Origin of the sequence: Sphingomonas sp. 1F27F7B, assembly GCF_005503355.1 — a bacterium.
GTDB lineage: Bacteria > Pseudomonadota > Alphaproteobacteria > Sphingomonadales > Sphingomonadaceae > Sphingomonas.
Genome location: NZ_SCMK01000010.1, coordinates 146,102 through 165,275, shown reverse-complemented (window position 1 = coordinate 165,275; position 19,174 = coordinate 146,102). Strand labels below are relative to the sequence as shown.

Annotated in this window: 13 protein-coding genes and 1 pseudogene; 2 read left to right on the top strand and 12 right to left on the bottom strand. The window is 66.4% G+C overall.

The features are described from left to right. Positions 1-145: 145 nt before the first annotated feature. From FFS08_RS11645 to FFS08_RS11635, 3 genes and pseudogenes are all read right to left on the bottom strand, one after another. A pseudogene (locus FFS08_RS11645) lies at positions 146-1,078 on the bottom strand (strawberry notch family protein); the annotation flags it as partial. A 176-nt stretch (positions 1,079-1,254) separates the two neighbouring features. Next, positions 1,255-1,473 carry a hypothetical protein gene (locus tag FFS08_RS11640; protein ID WP_137862065.1) on the bottom strand — a complete coding sequence of 73 codons (219 nt, stop codon included), beginning with the start codon at positions 1,471-1,473 and terminating at the stop codon, positions 1,255-1,257. A gap of 59 nt (positions 1,474-1,532) precedes the next feature. Next, the gene (locus FFS08_RS11635; protein ID WP_111467819.1) at positions 1,533-3,671 is read right to left on the bottom strand and encodes a ParB/RepB/Spo0J family partition protein; all 2,139 of its coding nucleotides are present in this window, start codon (positions 3,669-3,671) and stop codon (positions 1,533-1,535) included. A gap of 267 nt (positions 3,672-3,938) precedes the next feature. On the opposite strand from FFS08_RS11635, the gene FFS08_RS11630 reads away from it, so the two are divergent. Continuing rightward, the gene (locus FFS08_RS11630; RefSeq protein WP_099957458.1) at positions 3,939-4,232 is read left to right on the top strand and encodes a hypothetical protein; all 294 of its coding nucleotides are present in this window, start codon (positions 3,939-3,941) and stop codon (positions 4,230-4,232) included. Between the two features lie 40 nt (positions 4,233-4,272). Here FFS08_RS11630 and FFS08_RS11625 read toward each other — a convergent pair whose 3' ends face one another. Both FFS08_RS11625 and FFS08_RS11620 read right to left on the bottom strand, forming a co-directional pair. Beyond that, positions 4,273-4,653, bottom strand: coding sequence for a DUF2958 domain-containing protein (locus tag FFS08_RS11625; protein ID WP_099957459.1), 381 nt, complete (start codon positions 4,651-4,653; stop codon positions 4,273-4,275). Next, positions 4,650-5,609: an ArdC family protein gene (locus FFS08_RS11620; protein ID WP_111467820.1), complete on the bottom strand. Its 960-nt coding sequence runs from the start codon at positions 5,607-5,609 to the stop codon at positions 4,650-4,652. Before FFS08_RS11620 ends, FFS08_RS11625 begins: the two co-directional genes overlap by 4 nt. A 178-nt stretch (positions 5,610-5,787) precedes the next feature. Between FFS08_RS11620 and FFS08_RS11615 the strand changes: the two genes are divergently transcribed. Continuing rightward, a complete protein-coding gene (locus FFS08_RS11615; RefSeq protein WP_212741996.1) occupies positions 5,788-7,746 on the top strand; it encodes a bifunctional diguanylate cyclase/phosphodiesterase in 1,959 nt (652 codons plus the stop codon). A gap of 21 nt (positions 7,747-7,767) precedes the next feature. Here the strand turns inward: FFS08_RS11615 and FFS08_RS11610 are convergent, their stop codons facing one another. The 7 genes from FFS08_RS11610 to FFS08_RS11580 all read right to left on the bottom strand — a co-directional run bounded on the left by FFS08_RS11610 (position 7,768) and on the right by FFS08_RS11580 (position 19,173). Further along, the gene (locus tag FFS08_RS11610; RefSeq protein ID WP_111467821.1) at positions 7,768-11,040 is read right to left on the bottom strand and encodes an error-prone DNA polymerase; all 3,273 of its coding nucleotides are present in this window, start codon (positions 11,038-11,040) and stop codon (positions 7,768-7,770) included. Then, the gene (locus tag FFS08_RS11605; protein ID WP_111467822.1) at positions 11,037-12,557 is read right to left on the bottom strand and encodes a Y-family DNA polymerase; all 1,521 of its coding nucleotides are present in this window, start codon (positions 12,555-12,557) and stop codon (positions 11,037-11,039) included. Before FFS08_RS11605 ends, FFS08_RS11610 begins: the two co-directional genes overlap by 4 nt. Continuing rightward, positions 12,472-13,224 carry an ImuA family protein gene (locus FFS08_RS11600; protein ID WP_111467823.1) on the bottom strand — a complete coding sequence of 251 codons (753 nt, stop codon included), beginning with the start codon at positions 13,222-13,224 and terminating at the stop codon, positions 12,472-12,474. The genes FFS08_RS11605 and FFS08_RS11600 overlap by 86 nt, the downstream gene beginning before the upstream one ends. 139 nt (positions 13,225-13,363) lie before the next feature. Beyond that, positions 13,364-13,942 carry a PIN domain-containing protein gene (locus FFS08_RS11595; RefSeq protein WP_111467824.1) on the bottom strand — a complete coding sequence of 193 codons (579 nt, stop codon included), beginning with the start codon at positions 13,940-13,942 and terminating at the stop codon, positions 13,364-13,366. Beyond that, positions 13,932-14,378 carry a MerR family transcriptional regulator gene (locus FFS08_RS11590; protein ID WP_111467825.1) on the bottom strand — a complete coding sequence of 149 codons (447 nt, stop codon included), beginning with the start codon at positions 14,376-14,378 and terminating at the stop codon, positions 13,932-13,934. Before FFS08_RS11590 ends, FFS08_RS11595 begins: the two co-directional genes overlap by 11 nt. Before the next feature lie 73 nt (positions 14,379-14,451). Then, positions 14,452-15,813 (bottom strand): tyrosine-type recombinase/integrase, encoded by a 1,362-nt coding sequence (locus FFS08_RS11585; RefSeq protein ID WP_111467826.1) that lies wholly within the window; start codon positions 15,811-15,813, stop codon positions 14,452-14,454. A 345-nt stretch (positions 15,814-16,158) separates the two neighbouring features. Then, positions 16,159-19,173, bottom strand: coding sequence for an efflux RND transporter permease subunit (locus tag FFS08_RS11580; protein WP_212741999.1), 3,015 nt, complete (start codon positions 19,171-19,173; stop codon positions 16,159-16,161). Between the last annotated feature and the right edge of the window lies 1 nt (position 19,174).

The window sequence follows — 19,174 nt, the reverse complement described above, 5'->3', positions numbered from 1 at the left end:
CCGTCTCCGGACAACCCCCTGGCACTCATATTATCTGGAGTGAAATCATGGAAAACCGAAGGAAACCTGCGCCTACCGCCGCCACGCTCGACATAAACTGCGACTGCAAAGAAGCCGTGTAATGTTGAGCTCAACATTAACCTCGTTCGCGCGGTGTGATGTCGACGCGGACGTCGCCCCATTCCTCGGTCGGGATCTCGGCCAGGCGTCGTTCCATCAGGGCCTCGCCGGTGGAGACGATCTGGATGACGGCGGAATGGCCGGCCGCTAGGTCCTGCTCGATCGAGCGGACCAGCGTCGGCGTCTTCATACTGGTCAGCAGATGGCCGAAGAAGCGCTGCTTGGCGCTCTCGAAGGCCGAGCGCGCGGCCGACTTCGCCTGCCGGTTCAGCGTACCGCTGTCGCCGGTGATGTTGGCGGCCTGCATCGCCGCATCGAGATGATTGTGGATGATGGCGAAGGCGCCAGCATAGGCATCGTAGATGCGCGTCTGCTCGGGGGTGAGCTGGTGTTCGACCAGTTCGTATTCGACGCCGTCATAGGAGAGCGAGCGCGCCGTGTAGAGGCCGAGCGCGCGCAGGTCGCGGGCCAGCACCTCCATCGCCGCAACGCCGCCATTGTCGACGGCCTCGACGAATTCGGCCCGGTTGGCGAAGGGGAAATCCTCACCGCCCCACAGGCCGAGGCGCTGGGCATAGGCGAGATTGTGGACGGTGGTGGCGCCGGTCGCCGAGACGTAGACGACGCGGGCGTTCGGGAGCGCGTGCTGGAGCCGAAGGCCCGCACGGCCTTGCTGCGACGGGGCGACGTCACCCCGTTCTCCTTTGCCGCCACCGGCGTTCTGCATCGCGTGGGACTCGTCGAAAATGACCACTCCATCAAAGTCGGAGCCCAACCATTCGACGATCTGCTTGACCCGCGAAAGCTTCTCGCCGCGGTCGTCGGACCGTAGCGTGGCATAGGTGGTGAATAGGACGCCTTCGGGCAGCCGGATCGACGTACCCTGAGGGAAGCGCGACAGCGGCGTGACCAGCAAGCGTTCCATGCCGAGCGCCGACCAGTCGCGCTGGGCGTCCTCGCGGCCGTTCTCGGCCATTAAGGCGGCGTAGATGTCGAAAGCCCGGGCGACATTAGCGGAGGTGCCGACGTCGAGCAGGCAGGAATAGCGGGTGAAGAAAGCGGTCATAGCGGGCTCCGGAAACGAAAAGAGCCCGGCGCTCGGGCCGGGCTCGGAGTGGGTTCGGGGTGGTGCGGCTAGTAGCCGAACTGCCAGGATGGCCATGCTTGGCCGTCGTCGGCGGCGCGGATGGCGTCGGCGAGATAAGCGGGATCGCCTTCGACGACGACGGGGTCGCGCACCGGGGATTCGTCGATGATCGTCACGCGGCCGACGATCCCGTCCTCGATCTCGACAAGCACGGCAACGAGGTACTGGAAGACGACGCGGCGGGGCGACGGGTCGGATCGCGACATGGCGATGCTCCTTCGATCTGAGAAAGGACCGGAGCGGCCGAAGCCGCTCCGGGTGCTCGTCATTCGGCTGCGACAAGGTGCGGTTCGTCGTCGTTGGCCTCCGCCGTGACGTCCTCGTCGTCGCCGGCGAGGAATGCGGGCAGCGCCGCATCGTCGTCCTCGCCGCCAGCCTCGACCTCCGGCGTGGACGCCTCGGCATCGTCGATCGGGCGCAGCGGCTCGGGCAGCCAGCCGGTCTCGGCGAGCAGCCGCTCCGCCTCCTTGGCCATGTCGCCCTTCTTCAGGTGGTCGATGAGCTGCGCGGCCTGCTCGCCGACGCCCTCGCGAACCGCCTGCAGGATGCGGGGCTTGGTGACACGGTTGAGGTAGTTGCCGAAGGTCGGGCGCCAGCCGGCCTCCACCAGATCGAGCCCCGTCGCCTTAGTCAGGCGGTCCGCCTGGGCGAGCCGCATGTCGAGCGTGTGCTGCGACACGCCGCCGGCGCTGTGCGGGTTCGGCCGCTCATAGAGCGCGTTGACGCCGTAGCTGACGCAATGCGCCAGCAGCGCCATCCGGCTGGCGTCGTCCAGGCCCGCGAGCCAGTCCCACAGGGCATCGTCGTCCTTCGGGATGTCGCCGGCCCAGGCGGCGTGACGGTCCTGCACCGCGCGGGCGGACGGGCTGTCCTTCAGCCCATCGTCCTGCGCCGGGAAGAAGACGTGCTTCACCCCGGCCTCCATGGCGCCCGTATACATGCGGGTCATGAAGGTGTCCGACACCAGCTTGTGGAGCAGCGCGGTCATGGCGACGTGCGGGTTCTCCGCGACGGCGTTGCGCAGCGCCAGCGTGCGATAGGCCGTCAGCTCGATGATCAGGCGCTCGGGGAGCGGCTTGATCGCGTCGTCCTCGTCGTCGTCCGCCTCGACGGGCTGGCCGCCGATCGTGATGACGGCGCGCTGCACGGCCGGCGCACCCGGCTCGCTCGCGCGGCCTTCGGTCTCGCCCCCGTCGGCCCCGATGTCGGGTTCGGGAACCTCGTCTTCGGCCCGGACATAGCCGCGATCGATGGCGATGCTGCCATCGTGGGCGATGCTGATGAACACGCCCGCGCGGGCGATGTCGTCGGCCTCGAATCGCACGGGACGGGTTTCGAAGACCGACAGCGCCGTCTCGATCTCGCCGAGCCGCTGGTCGATCTCGTCGGGCAGCTCGTCGGCGCCTTCATATTCCGCCTCGAGCTTCTGGTATTCGGCGTTGAGCGCCTCGATCGTGGCCTGTTCCTCGGCAGTCAGGTCCAGCGGTTCGCCCTGCAGCTCGCGCAGGCCGCGCGTAGCGTCATAGGGGAAGCCGACCGCGACCTCGATCCACTTCCAGCCCTCGGCGGCGATCGTCTCGGCCGTCGCCTTCAGCTTTTCGCCGACCAGCCGATCGAGCAACGCCGCATCCTGCAGCCAGCCGCCATCGTCGGACTGGAACAGATCGCGCATGACGATGCCGCCTGCCAGCTCATAGGCCTCGACGCCGACGAAGACGGCACGCTTGTCCGAGGCGCGCACCGTCGTCTCGGTCAGCATGCGGCGGATCTGATACGGCTCCTTCGACCAGGCGTCCTTGATCGCGTCCCAGACCTTTTCCTGGCGGGCGTGGTCGTCAGTGACGGTGAAGGCCATGAGCTGGTCGAGCGTCATGCCGTCCTCCGCATAGACCTCATGCAAGGTGGGCGATGCGGCCGCGAGGCGCAGGCGCTGCTTGACCACCTGCACTGGCACGAAGAGCGCTGCGGCGATCTCCTCCTCGGTCTTGCCCTTCACCCGCATGTCCTGGAAGGCGCGGAACTGGTCCAGCGGGTGGAGCGGCGCGCGGTCGATGTTCTCGACCAGCGAGACTTCCTCGGCCAGGACCCCGTCGTCGCGCTTGCGCACGACGCACGGCACCGGCGCGATCTTGGCGAGGCGCTTCTGCTTGACCAGCAGCTCCAGCGCGCGGAAGCGGCGGCCGCCGGCCGGCACCTCGAACATGCCGGTCTCCTGGCCCTCGGCATCGACCACGGGGATGACGCTGAGGCTCTGGATGAGGCCGCGACGCGCGATCGAGGCCGCCAGGTCCTCGATCGAGACACCGGCCTTCACGCGCCGGACGTTGGACTGGCTGAGCACCAGCTTGTTGAAGGGGATGTCGCGCGAGGACGACAGGACGATCTTCTGAATTGCAGTAGCCATCGGGATTACTCCGCGACGGGCGGCCGAGAACCTCTCTCGACCTCCAACCCGTCACGAAAATCCGGTCCTCCCTCTCACTCTCTTCTGGCCGTCGCCCCGGGGCGCGGCGACCGGGCCGATCTGGATGCGTTCGCCGCGCAAAGCCTCTGGCATTGACAAAAGACGACTATAATAGTCGCCCTTGGCGGTGTGGCTGGAGAGGAAGACACGCGCGCCAGGTTCGCGTGTGTCCGGATCGCCCGGCGCTCGGGGCGATCGGAGGAAACGATGAACACGGCGGTGAAGGACGGCGCGCGGACGCCGTGGCGCGATTGGCTGGCGATGCTCGGCCGCAGGCGATCACGGCCGAGATTGTCGAAGGTCGAGCGCGCGCTGATCGGCGCCAACGGCAAGGCCCTGACGATGCTGGCGACCGCGCTGCAGGCGCGCGGCCATCTCGACGTCCGGGAGTTCTCCGAGCTGCTCGGCATTTTCAGCGTCGTGGTCGGCGAGGATGACGACCTGGAAGGCATGATCCTCGCCGTCTGGGCGGGCCTGCTGAAGGACAGCGTCTCGTCGTAAACGAGAGAAGCCGCAAAGCCGCAGGCCCGCCTCCACGGATTCACGCCTTTACGGATGGTTCGGGCCTCGCGCGGTGGACGGCGTGAAGCACGCGTTCGGCCGCGCGGATGCCGCCGGTTCGACGGGCCGCTTCGGCCCAGGCCGAGATCGGATAAAGGCCCTCGAACAGGATGTCGCGCTCGATGCCGAGGCCCATCGGCAGGCGCACGGCGATCATTTCGGCGAGGCTGAAGGAGCCGAGTTCGGGGTCGCCGAGATCGGCCAGGCCGAACAAGGTGTCGCCGTCCTCGTCAAGTTCGGTCGCCAGCCAGACGCCTTCGCCGAGCGGGTTGAAGAATTTGACCACGGGGATGTGGTCGGCGTCGCGGTTCCGGCCGTTGGCTAGGAGCTGCTCGCGCAGCTCTTCCGTCAGGAGGATCATGCGGCCCTCCTGTCGATCGCGGGTTCGGCCGACAGCGCGGCCCCGTCGGCCGGCACGAAGCCGAGCAGCCAATCGGCGGCTTTGCTCGCCTGGCTGGCGGCGCGGACGATGGCGCGATTGTCCTCGCGCAGCACCTCCAGCCAGGAGCCGATGTAATCGGCGTGCCGTACGGTCGGCACGATGCCGAGCGAGGCGCAGCAGAAGGCGGCGTTCATTTCGGCGACCAGCTCCTCGAACGCGTATTTCTTGGTGCCGAAGCCGCCGGTCATGTCGCGGCCGAGACGGGACGGATGGCCTGTGGCGTGACCCAGCTCGTGCAGCGCGGTGCGGTGCCAGTTGATCGGTTCAAAATAGGCCTGGGGCGGCGGGACCTGCACATAGTCGAGCGCCGGCACATAGAAGGCGCGATTGCCGCCGATGCGGAAATCGATGCCGGTGGCGCGGATCAGCGCCTCGACCTGCGGCTCGATCAGGCCTGGCGCCGGTGGCGGCGCGACAATCGCGACATCCTCCGGCAGGCCCTCGCACTGCGCGGCGTTGAACACCGTGAAGCGCTTCAGGAACGGGATCGCCTGGGCCTCGTCGCCGGTCTCGCGGGCGCGCCGCTTCTCGTCGTCGGGCACGAAGCGGTCGGCATAGACGACGGTCGTGCCGCGCTCGCCCTTGCGGACATTGCCGCCGAGCGCCAGCGCCTGGCGGAAGGTGAGCCAGCTCTGGCCGGCAAAGCCGTGCTCGATGACGGCGCCCCAGAGGATCAGCACATTGATCCCCGAATAATGCCGGCCGGTGGCGGCGTTCCTCGGCATGGCGAGCGGCGCCTTCGCCGCGGCGGTCCCCCAAGGCTGGACCCAGGGTACGCGGCCGGCCTCCAGCTCGCCGATGATCTTACCGGTGATTTCGTCGTAAAGGCTCGTCCGGTCCTGGCCGGCGCGAGCGGGTGCGGCTTTTCTGGACATCGCGGATCTCCGCGACGGGCGCCGGAAGCTCTCTCCCAGCTCTCAACCCGTCACGGCAAAGCCGGTCCGCACTCTCGCTCTATAGGGGGCGTTGCGGGGTGTCCCCGCAGAAGGGGTCGGCCGAGACCAAAGGCTCGGCCGCAGGGGAAGGCTTTCCCCTCCAGCGAGGATTACCTCCATGTTTATCTTGTTGGGTAAGCCGAACTTCACATCTAGCGACTATTATAGTCGCATCCCTAAGTGTCAGTTGAGTTGGGCGACGACCGTGTTGTTGCATATCCAGAACAAGATATTGCGGATGATCGCCAACAGCGAACCTGTGGCTGACACGGCGCGCGAACTCTGTGCCGAGATAGAGACACTGATGTCTGGCGTGATCTGCTCGATCCTGACGGTCGATCAAGCCGGACTTTTGCATCCGCTCGCGGCACCGAGTTTGCCTGCGGACTATTCTTCTGCGTTGGATGGGATGATGGTCGGCCCGGAGGTCGGGTCCTGCGGCGCGGCTGCTTATCTGCGCGAACCCGTCATCATTGAGGATATCCGACGTGATCCGCGCTGCGCCCGCTCCATGGGACTCATAGAAGGCCTTGGCGTGAGCGGATGCTGGTCCTTCCCTGTCGTGAACGCGGGCGGCGACGCCATTGCCGTCATCGGCTTTTACAGCGAGCAAGCGCGCTCGCCGAACGCTTCTGAGCGCGCGCTGGCGGAAGCCTGCGTCGATCTCTGTGGTCTTGCGCTTCAGCGGCATGAGCGAGCGGTCGACCGCGAGCGCCGCGCGAACATAGACGCGCTGACCGGACTGCCCAATCGTTCGGCCTACAACGGCGCGATGGCGCAGATTCCGTGTGACGTCCCGGGGGCCTGGGCCCTCTTCATTATCGACCTCGATAATCTGAAGATCGTAAACGACACGTTCGGCCACCTGGCCGGTGATGCGCTCATCAAGGCGGCGGGGACCCGGATCGCGCGGGCGATGGCGCCCGATGTCAGCTTCCGGCTGGGCGGCGATGAATTCGCCGTCATCATTCAGAACCCCGGCTCGCTCGCCGATCTGAATGCGGCGGCGGAACGCGTGCTGACAGAATTGGAGCGCAGCGCCGATTGCGAGGGGCATGCCGTGGCGCCTCGCGCGACGATCGGCGGTGCCGTCCTCGGTGCCTCCGAACGGACTGCCGTGGCGGTCAACGAGGCCGCGGATTTCGCGCTCTATCACGCCAAGGAGACCGGTCGCGGCGGGTTTGTGCGCTACTGGCCGGGGATCGGTACGCGGATCACGCGGCGTCGTGACGCGATACGCGATGTGGCCGATGCGCTCGCCGATGAGCGCATGGAAACGCACTACCAGCCTATTGTCGCTCTCGATACGGGCGAGATCGTCGGGCTCGAGGCGCTCTGTCGCATGCGCACCGTGGCGGGTGAACTCGTAAGTGCCCTCGCTTTTCGCGAAGCGACCAGTGACGCCCATATCGCTGCGGAGCTTACGCAACGTGTTGCGGTAACAGTTGCGCGGGACATCGCATTCTGGCGGGATCAGGGTCTGCTCGTCCAGCAGGTCGGACTCAATGTTTCGACTGCCGATTTCTACACGGGCAGCCTGGCTCAGAAACTCGAAGATGCCTTTGGTCGTGCTGGCGTGTCGCTCGGCGGCTTGGTCGTCGAAGTGAGTGAGGATGCTTGCATCGGGCGAAGTGATCGCGTCGTAACGCGAGAGATAGAGGCGTTGCGCGCCGCCGGCGTCCGCGTCGCGCTTGATGACTTTGGAACGGGACATGCGTCGCTGACGCATTTGCTGAACGTGCCGGTCGACATCATCAAGATCGATCAGGCCTTCATCGGCCGACTATGGCCGGACGATCCAAGCATGGTGATCGTCGAGGGGTTAATCGATATCGCGCGGCAGCTCGGCATTGAGATCGTGGCCGAGGGGATCGAAACAGAAGTTCAGGCGAGCCAGCTTTGGTCGATGGGCTGCAAGGTCGGGCAAGGCTTTGCGTTTGCCCGTGCGGCAGACCGCGACGCGACGTCGGCGTTGCTACGCCGCCATGCGAGCGGCTGTGAAGGTGCGACGCCGATCTTCGCCCGAAGTCCGTTGGATGCTTCGACCAGTCGTTTACGAACAGTGCGCAGCGCTTGAGCGCGGGAGGCTCGGCGCAGCCTAGCGGAAATCGCGCGTTTTGACTTTGATCGTGTCGATGTGAAGGTCGGGGATGTAGATATCTCGGGTCCGAAGCCCCTTTGGCGGTAGGCCGCGCGGGTCAGGCGTCGGTGAGCCGTGGTGAAACTCGTCCCCGCGACCATGTGGCAGCGGAAAGGCCGTGTCGCGCTCGCCCACGCTGACCAGTTCGGCGGAGAGATCGGTCAGCCTCTGGGCGACAAGGTGGACCACTTCACCCTCGCGCTGGACGCGCCCGCGGATCGCGATCATGCCGGCTGACAGGATGGTCCGGCGGTTCTGCTCGAAAACTTTAGGCCAGACGACGAGATTGGCGATGCCGCTCTCGTCTTCTAGCGTGATGAACATGACGCCCTTCGCGCTGCCGGGCCGCTGCCGCACCAGCACGATGCCGGCCGCCTCCAGCCATCGGCCGTCCTTTGCGTCCATCGCCTCTTGGCAGGAGACCATACGACGGCGGCGCAGCTCCGGCCGCAGGAACGAGACCGGATGGTCGCGCAGCGAAAGGCTGACATGGCGATAGTCCTCGACCACTTCGCCGCCGGCTGTCATCGGGCGCAGGATGACGGCCGGCTCGGCGACCTCGGGCACGATCTCCGCTTCGCGGGCCGACGCGGCGGCGAAGAGCGGCAGCGGCTCGTCGCGCAGAGCCTTGATCGCCCACAGGGCTTCACGCCGCGCAAGAGCGAACGGCTGGCGAAAACCGTCGGCTTCGGCGATCTGCGTGAGCGCCGCGACGGGTACGCCGGCCCGGCGCCACAGATCGTCGATGGAGACGAAGGGCTGGTCCGCCCTGGCCGTGACGATCGCCGCGCCGTGAGCGTTGGCGAGCCCTTTGACCATGCGCAGACCAAGGCGAACGGCGAACCGCTCCTCGCTGCCGGTGGGCTCGAGTGTGCAGTCCCATCGGGAGGCGTTGGCGCAGACCGGACGGATCTCGACGCCGTGATCGCGCGCGTCGCGGACGATCTGAGCCGGTGCATAGAAGCCCATGGGCTGGCTGTTCAGCAGCGCGGCGCAGAAGATTTCCGGGTGCCAGCATTTCAGCCAGGCCGAGGCGTAAGCGATCAGCGCAAAAGAGGCTGCGTGGCTTTCCGGAAATCCGTAACTGCCGAAGCCCTCAAGCTGCTTGAAGGTCTGCTCGGCGAACTCGGCCTCGTAGCCGTTGGTGACCATGCCGGCGATGAGTTTGTCGCGGAAATGCGAGACGCCGCCGGTGAATTTGAAGGTGGCCATCGACTTGCGAAGCATATCGGCCTCGCCGGGCGTGAAGCCGGCGCATTCGATGGCGACCCGCATCGCCTGCTCCTGAAAGAGCGGCACGCCGAGCGTCTTGCCGAGCACCTTCTCCAGTTCGGGCTTCGGATAGTGTACGGGCTCAAGGCCCTCCCGGCGACGAAGATAGGGATGCACCATATCGCCTTGAATCGGGCCGGGCCTGACGATCGCGACCTGGACGACGAGATCGTAATAGGTGCGCGGCTTCAGGCGCGGCAGCATCGACATCTGCGCCCGGCTCTCGATCTGGAAGGTGCCGAGCGTGTCGGCCTTGCGGATCATCGCGTAGGTGCGCGGGTCCTCGGCCGGAATGGAGGCGAGATCGAGATTGACGCCCTTGTGCTCAGCCAGAAGGTCCAGCCCCTTCTTCATGCAGGCCAGCATCCCAAGCGCCAGGACGTCGACCTTCATGAACTTCAGGGCGTCGATGTCATCCTTATCCCATTCGATGACCTGCCGGTCCTTCATCGCGGCCGGCTCGATCGGCACGAGGTCATCGAGCCTATCATGGGTTAAAACGAAGCCGCCAGGATGCTGGCTGAGATGGCGCGGCGCGCCCATGAGTTGGCGCGCGAGATCGAGCGTCAGGCGAAGGCGGCGATCGGCAAGATTGAGGTTCAGCTCTTCGACGTGCTTCTGTTCGACGCCTTCCTCCGACCAGGCCCAGACCTGAGACGACAGGGTGCCGATCAGATCCTCGGGCAGGCCTAGCGCCTTGCCGACATCCCGTAGCGCGCCCTTGGTGCGATAGCGGATGACAGTCGAACAGAGCGCGGCGTGGTCGCGGCCGTAGGTGTCGAACACCCATTGCATGACGATCTCACGCCGCTCATGCTCGAAATCGACGTCGATGTCGGGCGGCTCGCGCCGTTCCTCGCTGACGAAGCGTTCGAAGAGAAGGTCGTTGCGGCCGGGATCGATCGACGTGATGCCGAGGACGTAGCAGACTGCGGAGTTGGCGGCTGATCCGCGGCCTTGGCAAAGGATGTCCTTTGAGCGGGCGAAGCGGACGATCGAATTCACGGTCAGGAAATACGGCGCGTAGTCGAGCTTCTCGATCAGCCGCAGCTCATGCTGAAGCGCGGCAGCCACGCTGTCAGGCACGCCCTCCGGATAACGCTCGGCGGCGCCTTCCCAAGTGAGCTTTGCCAGCGTCTCCTGCGGCGTGAGTGCCGGATCGTCACGCTCCTCGGGATATTGATAGGCCAGCTCGTCGAGATTGAAACGGCATCGGTCGGCGATCTGCAGGGTTCTGGCAAGCGCCTCGGGGTAGCGGCCGAAGAGACGGTGCATCTCCTCGGGCGGCTTGATGTAGCGATCGGCGTGACGCTCCCGGCGGTCGCCGATCGTGTCGATCGTGACGTTGTGCCGAATGCAGGTGACGACGTCCTGAAGGATGCGGCGGGCGGGCTCGTGGAAGAGGACGTCGTTCGTCACCACGGTCGCGACCCGCATCTGGGCGGCCAGGTTCGACAGCTCGTGAAGGCGGAGCTGGTCGTTGGGCCGACGGCGCAGCGTCAGTGCCAGGTAGGCCCGATCGCCGAACGCATCGCGCAGGCGGCGCAGCCGAAGGCCGCATTCCTCATCGGCGAGATCCGGCACGAGCACGGCGATCAAGCCTTCGCCGTAGGCGACGAGGTCCTGCCATTCGAGCACGCACTTCGCCTTTCCGCCGCGCCGCTTGCCGAGCGACAGCAGCCGGCAGAGTCGGGAATAAGCTGATCGGTCGGTTGGATAGACCAGCACCGACATGCCGTCGCTGAGGTCGAGACGGCAGCCGACAATCAAGCGAACCCCGGTTGTCTTCGCCGCTTCATGAGCCCGGACGATGCCGGCGAGCGAATTCCGGTCCACCACGGCCAGGGCTTCGATCCCGGCAAGCGCGGCCTGGGCGAACAGCTCCTCGCAAGACGAGGCCCCCCGCAGAAAGCTGAAATGCGAGGTGACCTGAAGTTCAACGTAGCCGGGCTGGCTCATCCGAAGACCCCGTGAATGAACCAGCGGTGCGAGCCTGTGGCGGTGTCCTCGCCGTCGCCGGCGCGAAACAGCCAGTAGCGTTCGCCGGCGTCGTCCTCGACCCGGAAATAGTCGCGGACGGCGGCCAGCTCAGCATCACGCTTCCACCATTCGCCGAAGACACGCTCAGGTCCGTCGCCGCGCCGAAGGCGGCGGCGGATTCCGCGCCAGGTGAACGACACCGGCGGATGGTCGGGGAGCAGCGCCACGGTCTCGACCGGCTCGGGTGCCGGGAGGAGGCGCGACGGTCTCGGCCAATGACCGGGCCAACCCGCTCCCGTGTCGGCCGCCATCGCCGGGATACGACAGACAGACCGTTCCGGAACGTCGCTGGCGACGGGGGCAAGCCGATAGAGGGCGCGCTCGCCAACGCGGTTCATCAAGGTGTCGATGAGATCGGAGACGTCCGGGGTGCTCTCCTCGACCAGCGAACTGACGATCTGCTTGCGTTCGAGCGGCTCGGCGACGCTTGCGGCAAGCGTCATCACCTCGATGCCGAAGCCGGGCGAGATGGTCTCGATCTTGTCGCACAGAAGGCGCGTCAGCCGCTTCGCGTCGCGCACCGGCGTGGCCATGCCGACCCGCACCGCCTGGGCCCGGCTATCGACGCGGTGGCAGATGAGATCGAGCCTGCGTGCGCCAAGCCCGCTTTCCTCAAGGCGTTCGCAGAGCTGCGCAACAAGCTTGCCGATGTAACGGGCGATTGTCTCGGCTGCGCCGATCGGCTCGGCGAAGGCGCGGCGCACCTCGATGAGATCGGCAGGCCGAACCGGCTCAATGAGTTCGGCCGCAATGCCCAAGGCCTGGTCCAAGCGTCGGCCGAGTTCCGGGCCGAAGCGAAGCGTGAGCGGCGCGCGCGGCTGCGCCAGAAGATCGCCGACCGTTCGGAAGCCGAGCGTGCGCAGCGCCGCGACGGTGGAGGCCGGAATGCGTAACGCCTCAAGCGGCAACCGCTCCAAGACGGACGGGCCATGCCCCTCGGGCGCGATGACAACCGGCTGCGCTGAAAATCGGGCCAGCGCATGGGCCGCTCCCCAGGTGTCGGCGATCGCGCCTCTCGCGAAGATCCCGGACATGGCGAGGCGCCCGATCAAGCCGTCCAGCATGACAGTCTCGCCCCCGTGGAGATGATCAGCGCCGGTCGAGTCGATGATGAGGCCGTCGGGCGGATCGGGGGCGACGATCGGTGCATAGCGGAGAAGCCACACCGCGAGACGCTCAAGCGCCTCGGCGTCGGCAGCGGGATCGGCATCCTGCACGATGAGGCCAGGCACCAGCACTTGCGCCTTGGTGACGGGCATGCCGGCGCGCAGGCCGGTGGCCTGGGCCGCTGCATCCGCCGCCAGCACCACCCGCCTGTTCCCGTCGCGGCCAATCAGGACGAGCGGCGCCTCAGCCGGAGGCGCCGCGTCGCCAGCCTTCCGCCGCAGCCTGTCCGTGGACCAGCTCGGCAGGAAGAGCGAGACGACCCGTGTCATCGCACGCCTCCAACTCGAAATCTGCACTTTCGCCCGCTCGCGCGCGGATGAGTTCAACCAGCCAGCGGGCGCGGCCCACGCCGGGAACGGGTAGCGGCGTTGAGGGCATTACGGAGACGCGCCAGCGCGTCATCGCAGAGGTCGGTTGGCCGAAATCCGTCGCCTCTGTCTGTCGCCGCCAGCGCCGCAAAGCGATCCCGAGCGAGCCGGCGCCTTCGGCCGCCAGTTGCAGCCGTCTTGATGCTGTCATCGAAAGGCGGGCGACCTCGCCGATGACGGCCCCGAGGCCGCCGTGGCGCAATCCTTCTTCCATGCAGGCGAGGACGGTCTTGTCGTCCCCAGCTTCGAGGTAGATGACGCGGTCGCTCGCGAGCCCTGCCTGGGCAATGGCGGGCGCGAATAGGTCGGCACGCGTGATACACCAGAGGATTTTGCCTTTGGTGCGGGCCGCGAGGCCCGCGCTGAAGGAAGCCGCTGCGGCTCCGTCGACCGCTCCGTTGCCGCCGCCGGCTATTTCATGCAGCGCGCCGAGGGCAAGGCCGCCGCCGGGGAGTCGCGAATCCACCTCGGTGATCCCGAAAGGAAGGACCGATTTGGCGCGCCGGCTCCGGCCTTCGATCTTCTCGATCTGCGCGCGCAGGGACTCTATGGCGGGCTGGGGCCGCAAGTGCGTTCTTGACCTCCGAAGGCGGTGTAGTCATGTTCGCTATTTGTTCTGATTTTCGGGTCGTAGAGTCAAGAATGATTCTGCGGTCTTGCCAGCGCGGCGATAACGTGAAGCGGAGCTTCCGAGCCCCGGCGGGGGATCAGGCCAGGTGCGCTTTGCGGCGCCGCAGGATGGGAGCGAACTCCGCCAGCCCCTGCCGTTCGAGAATGTCTATGAATTCCGCAATGGATGGCGTCGTGCGTCTGAGGTTTTCGCGCGCTCTCGCGATACTACTGAGAAGGGCTTTCGGATAGGCTCGGTGCAGGGCCGAAAGGAAGGCGTCGGGCGACACAGCGGCGATTCCGTGAGGGGCGATCTGCGAAGCGGGGAAATCCTTCAGGTTCCAAGTGACGATCGTCTCGGCACCGCCAGCGATCGCGGCCGCAAGCACATGCCGGTCATCCGGATCGGGCAAGGAAAGGCTCGGAATCAGGCTCCGATGGTTGGCGACATTGGCGTCAGGCAGGACGGCTTTCATCATGTCGCGGGTGTTCTCGAAGCGCGTAACCGGCGTGCTGGGGGAATTGGCGGCCAGATTGCGTATCCATTCCGCGTGAATGTCGTCGGTCCAGCGCGCGGCGACTAAGCCATCGAAGGCGCACTGGATCAGGACATTGCGCAGATGGAAGGGATAAAGGACGCAGGCGTCGTAGACCGCGATGGGCGGTCTAGAGGCCATGGTTGACGACAAGATCCTCTGTGTCTTCGGCCAAGGCGTCCATCGCCTTCTGGCGAGCGTCCAGCATCTCCTTCAAGGCCAGCACGTCCTTCAGCGATGCCCGGCGGTGCTTTCCGACATAGCGGAACGGCAGATCGCCGATGTCCATCCGATGGACGACGAGCGGACGCGAGATGCCTAGGATCACCGATGCGTCGGTCGGGCTCAGCTCTTGATCTTCCGTGAGCACGGCGACCCTCTCGCCGTTCAGCAGGCGAGACAGCAGCGTCTCGACGGCGCTGATGGCGGCCGGCGGAAGGGACAGGGTCTGCTCCCGTCCATCGCGACGCCGCACATGCACCTCCACGTGATCGCCCTCTGCCAAGGATGGCAGAGGCGTCACGGTCTTGCGGTCGCGGTCGGACAAACCGGCGAACTGCACCACTTGGCTGGCCATGATCGTGTCTCCTGACCAGCCAATATAAGGGTTGCGGGGCTTAACTGCAATAACTGAAACCCCCATCGCGCGATCAAACTGCAAGCAACTGCTCCGAGTCCTCGGCCGTGTCCTGTTCGGTAGCGGCGGCCTTCTGCAGGAACCGCGCGAGGGCGGCTTTCCGGGAGTCGCGGTCCAGGGCGTAGGCCGTCTGTTTGAACTCGATCCCATCCAGAAGCCCCTGAATGTAGCCCGAGATAGTGTCGGCGGCCATGATGAGCGCGGTATCGAGCGTATGGATGTAGTTGCTCGTGACCGATCCCTTCGCATGCCCGACCAGCGCGGCGATCGTGACTTCGGTGAAGCCGAGATCGTTGGCGATACTGGCGAAGCTGTGCCGCAGGACGTGTGGCGTGATGTCGGCGAGCGCGGTGTCCGCGAATATCTGCTCCCAATGGTTAGGGAAGCTCCCGAACGCATTGTCATCACCCTGGCCGGGAAAGACGTAGGTGCCGGCCTGCTCCTTCCGGCGGTTTTCGAGATACTCCACGACTGGCAAGCCGATCGGACGGATCGAGCTTCCTTCCTTACTGTCGATCAGCCGGAGACAGCTTGAATCGGTGTCAGCCTCGCTCCAAGCCAAGGTGATCATCTCGGTCCGACGGCATCCGGTGAGCGCGAGCTGCCGGATGATGTCGACCGACAACTCATACTTCTCGTTCTCAGCAGCCTTGGTCAGGATGTCGCCGAGCAGGCGATATTCGGCCTCGGTCAAGCGCCGTCCGCGCACATTGTCCTTCGGGCGCCGGACGCCGTGGACGGGATTGAGGTCGATGATGCCTGCTTCAACCGCGTAGGTGAGGATGCCGCCGAACAGTCCGATCGTCCGGGTAGCCGTTCCGGCACCGCCGCGTACGATGGCGCGGCCGCGGAGCTTCTTCGTCTTGACGCTGCAGCGGGTCTTGCCGGCCATGATGTCTTTCAGGGCTTTCGTGATGTCGGCCTTCACGAGGTCCTTGACCCGTCGAGTGCCGAGCAAGGGCACGATGTGGCGCTCGATGCGTCCTGTATCCGAGAGGATCGTGCTCGCCTTCTTTGGCCGGCCACCCTTACCCAGGATGAGGCCAGCCTTGAGATCAGCGACGTAGAGGTCGCACAGCTCCTTGACGGTGATCGCCTTGTTGTCGAGCTGCTTCTCCTCGGCGGGATCTTCACCCTGAGCGATGCGGCCTAGTTGGACCTTCGCTTCCTGGCGCGCGCGCTCGGGCGTCCAGATGCCATGCAAACCGATGGTGAACCGACGCGAACGCTTGCCGAGGCGATACTGGATGACGTAGCTGCGCTTGCCCGACGTGAAGACGCGGAGGCCGAAGCCGGGGAGTTCGTCGTCCCAGATGACGTAATCTTTGGAGCGGCTTTCAGCGGCGTCAACGACCCTTTTGGTGAGCTTAGACATGGGCTTTCTCCGACCCGACAGCGCTCTCTCGCGTAAGCATCACGTAAGCAAGCGGGCGAAAACTGTGGCGAGACAGAGCGTACCTCCGGCGGAGGCCGAAATCAAATTCTTTAGCGATTACAGGGAGATAGGCGGCCATCGGCGGCTCCTGGCGTTTATTGGCGGAGCCAGCGATAATCCTCCGAAGGCAGAGGCCACAGGTTCGAATCCTGTCGGGTGCGCCATTTTTGTTTTGGAGCCTCGCATAAGCTCGGGCCGGGCGTTCGCCCTGGATCGGCTCCCCCGCACCCAGGCTCCTTCCGCGCCGGCGGCGCCTCCGCGGAGCAAGGGCGTGGATCCGCTCGCTCACCCGCCCCGCTCCGCTGCTTCACGCTCCTCGCGCGGGAGGGTCAGGCGGAGCAGCGCCGGCATCGCGACCAGCACCAGCGGATATTGCAGCGCCAGCCCCGCGATGATCGCCACCGCGAGCGGCTGCTGGATTCCCGATCCCTGGCCGATCGCCAGGGCGAGCGGCAGCAGCGTCAGGATCGCAGCCAGCGTCGTCATGGTGATCGGCCGCAGGCGGTTGCGGCTCGCCTCGCGCACCGCCTCGATCGGCGGCAGGTGGCGGCGCAGCGCCTCATATTCCGAGACGTAGAAGATCGCCATCTCGGTGCCGATGCCGATGATCATCGTCATCCCCATCAGCGCGGTGATGTTGAGGTCGAGCCCCGCCAGCCAGAGCGCAGTGAACACGGCGGTGGTCGAGAGCAGCGAGCAGCCGATGATGATCAGCGGCGTCGCGAAGCGGCGATAGAGTATCAGCAGCAGGATGAATTCGGCGATCAGCGCGGCGACGAACACGCGCGCCAGCCCCGCAAAGGCGATCTGCTGCTGCTGATAGAGCCCGCCCATCTCGTAGCGGATGCCGGGCGCAAGCACGCCGGGCACGTCGATCGCCTTGGTCACGTCGCCCACGGCCGCGCCGATGCCGCGCCCGGCAATGCGCGCGGTGACCGCCACCATCGGCTCGAGATTCTCGCGGCTGATCTGCGGCTGGCCGCTGACCGGCTGGAGCGCGGCGACGCGCGAAAGGGCGAAGACATGCCCGTCGGGCGCACGGATCGGCAACCGGGCCAGCTCTTCCTGAGTCAGCGTCGCCACGCCCGGCAGGCGGACACGCACGTCCACTGCCTTGGCAGGCTGCGCGATCGAAGTGGCCACCACGCCGGTCAATGCGCCGTCGAGCGCGACCTGCACGTCGCTCGGCGCGACACCCTCGAAGCCAGCGCGTACCGGATCGATCTTCACGTCGATCGCATCGCCGGCGAGCTGAAGCCCGCTCTTCACTTCGACCACGCCGGGGATCTTCCCGATCAGCGCCGCGACTTTCTCCGCCTGCGGACCGAGCAGGCCGGCATCGGACGCATAGAGCTTCACTTCGATCGGCTGCGGCACCGCGGTAAGGTCGCCGATCAGATCCTCCATCAGCTGCGCGACTTCGACCTCGACGCCGGGAACCTTCTGCGCCACATCCTCGGCCACGGCGTTCATCGCCTGCTCGGCCGGCATCGAATGGTCGGGCTTGAGCCGCACGAAATAATCGCCGTGATAGCTCTGGCCGAGATCGCCGCCCAGGCCAGTGCCCAGGCGCCGGGAGAAAGTCTCGACCTCCGGGTTCGCGCGCAGCAGCGCATCGACCTGGGCCATGCGCCGGTTGCTCTCGTCGAGCGAAGTGCCGGGCGGCGTGAAATAGTCCATTACGAAGCCGCCCTCGTCGACCTTGGGCATGAACCCGGTCGGCACGCTGGAATAGGCGATATAGCCGAGCAGCAGCAACGGGACGGCGGCGAGCACGAGCAGCCAGGGCCGGCGCATCGTGCCGTCGATCAGCTCGTCGTGCCGGCGCGTCATCCACCCTTCGCGGCCGGCATGCGCCGGCTCCCCGCCCTCGAACCTGAGCAGCCGCCGGGCGAGGACGGGGACGACGAACGCAGTCATCGCCCAGGAGATCGCCAGCGCCGCCGCCATGGTGAGCGACAATGCCTTGGAAAAGGCGCCGGTGACGCCGGTGAGGAAGGACAGCGGCAGGAAGACGATCAGCGTCGCCAGGCTCGACCCGGTGAGCGGCGCCAGAAACTCGCGCGCGGCGGGCAGGATCGCCGCCGCGCCGGCCGGCACGCCCGGCGGCGATCCCTCGCCCTGGGCGCGGCGGACGATGTGCTCGATCATCACGATCACGTCGTCGATGAGGAGGCCCACCGCCGCGGCGATGCCGCCCAGCGTCATGATGTTGAAGCTCATCCCCGCGATCGCCAGAACCAGCACCGTGGCCATCAGCGTCGCGGGAACCACGATCAGCGCGACCAGCGTCACTCGCCAGCTGCGCAGGAAGACGAGCAGCACGATCGCGGCGAGCACCAGCCCGATCAGCACCGCGTCGCGCACGCTGGCGAAGGACTGGCTGACCAGCTCGCTCTGGTCGTACCAGTTGCGCAACTGCACGCCCGGCGGGAGTTTGAACCGGGCGAGCCTGGCCTGCACGTCGCGGGCGATCTGCACCGAATTGCCGTCCGGCTGCTCGTAGATGTTGAACAGCACGGCCGGCTTGCCGTCTTCCGATACGCGCAGCCATTGCGGCAGGATGCCGTCCTGCACCGTCGCGACGTCGCGCACCCGGATCACGCCGCCGGGACTCGACTTGACGACGACGTCGCCGATCCGCTCGGGCGAGGCGATGGCATGGTCGGCGATCACCAGCGACAGCCGCCCGCGGTCCTGGACCTGGCCGACGGCGCTCAGGACATTGCCGTTCGCGATCGCAGTGGCGAGGTCGCTCATCGCCAGGCCATGGCCGGCGAGGCGGGCGGGATCGGCCAGCACCTGGACTTCCTGCGTCTCCCCGCCCTGGACATCGACCCGGGCAAGGCCGGAAATGCCCGAGAGCAGCGGGGTGATCTGGTAGCGTGCCAGGTCCTGGAGCTGGGTCGGCGACATCCGGTCGGAGACGAGCGCATAGGAGATGATCGGGAAGACCGTGGGGTCCATCCGGCGCACATTGTAGCGCGTGCCCGCGGGTAGCCCCGCGACGGCGCGCGCCATCGCGGCGTCCACCTCGAGCGTGCTCGCCACCATGTCGCGGCCCCAGCCGAAGTCGATCGAGATCTGCGCCGCGCCGCGCGACGTCTCGGAACGGACATTCTGCACGCCCGGCACCGCCCGGATCGCCTGCTCGACCGGCCGAGTCACGACGAGCGCCGTCTGGTCGGCCGGGCGGCTGCCCGCGTCGATGTCGACCACCACCCGGGGGAAGGAGACTTGCGGGAACAGGCCGATCGGCAGCGACAGGGCGGAGACCAGCCCCGCCAGGGCCAGCGCCATC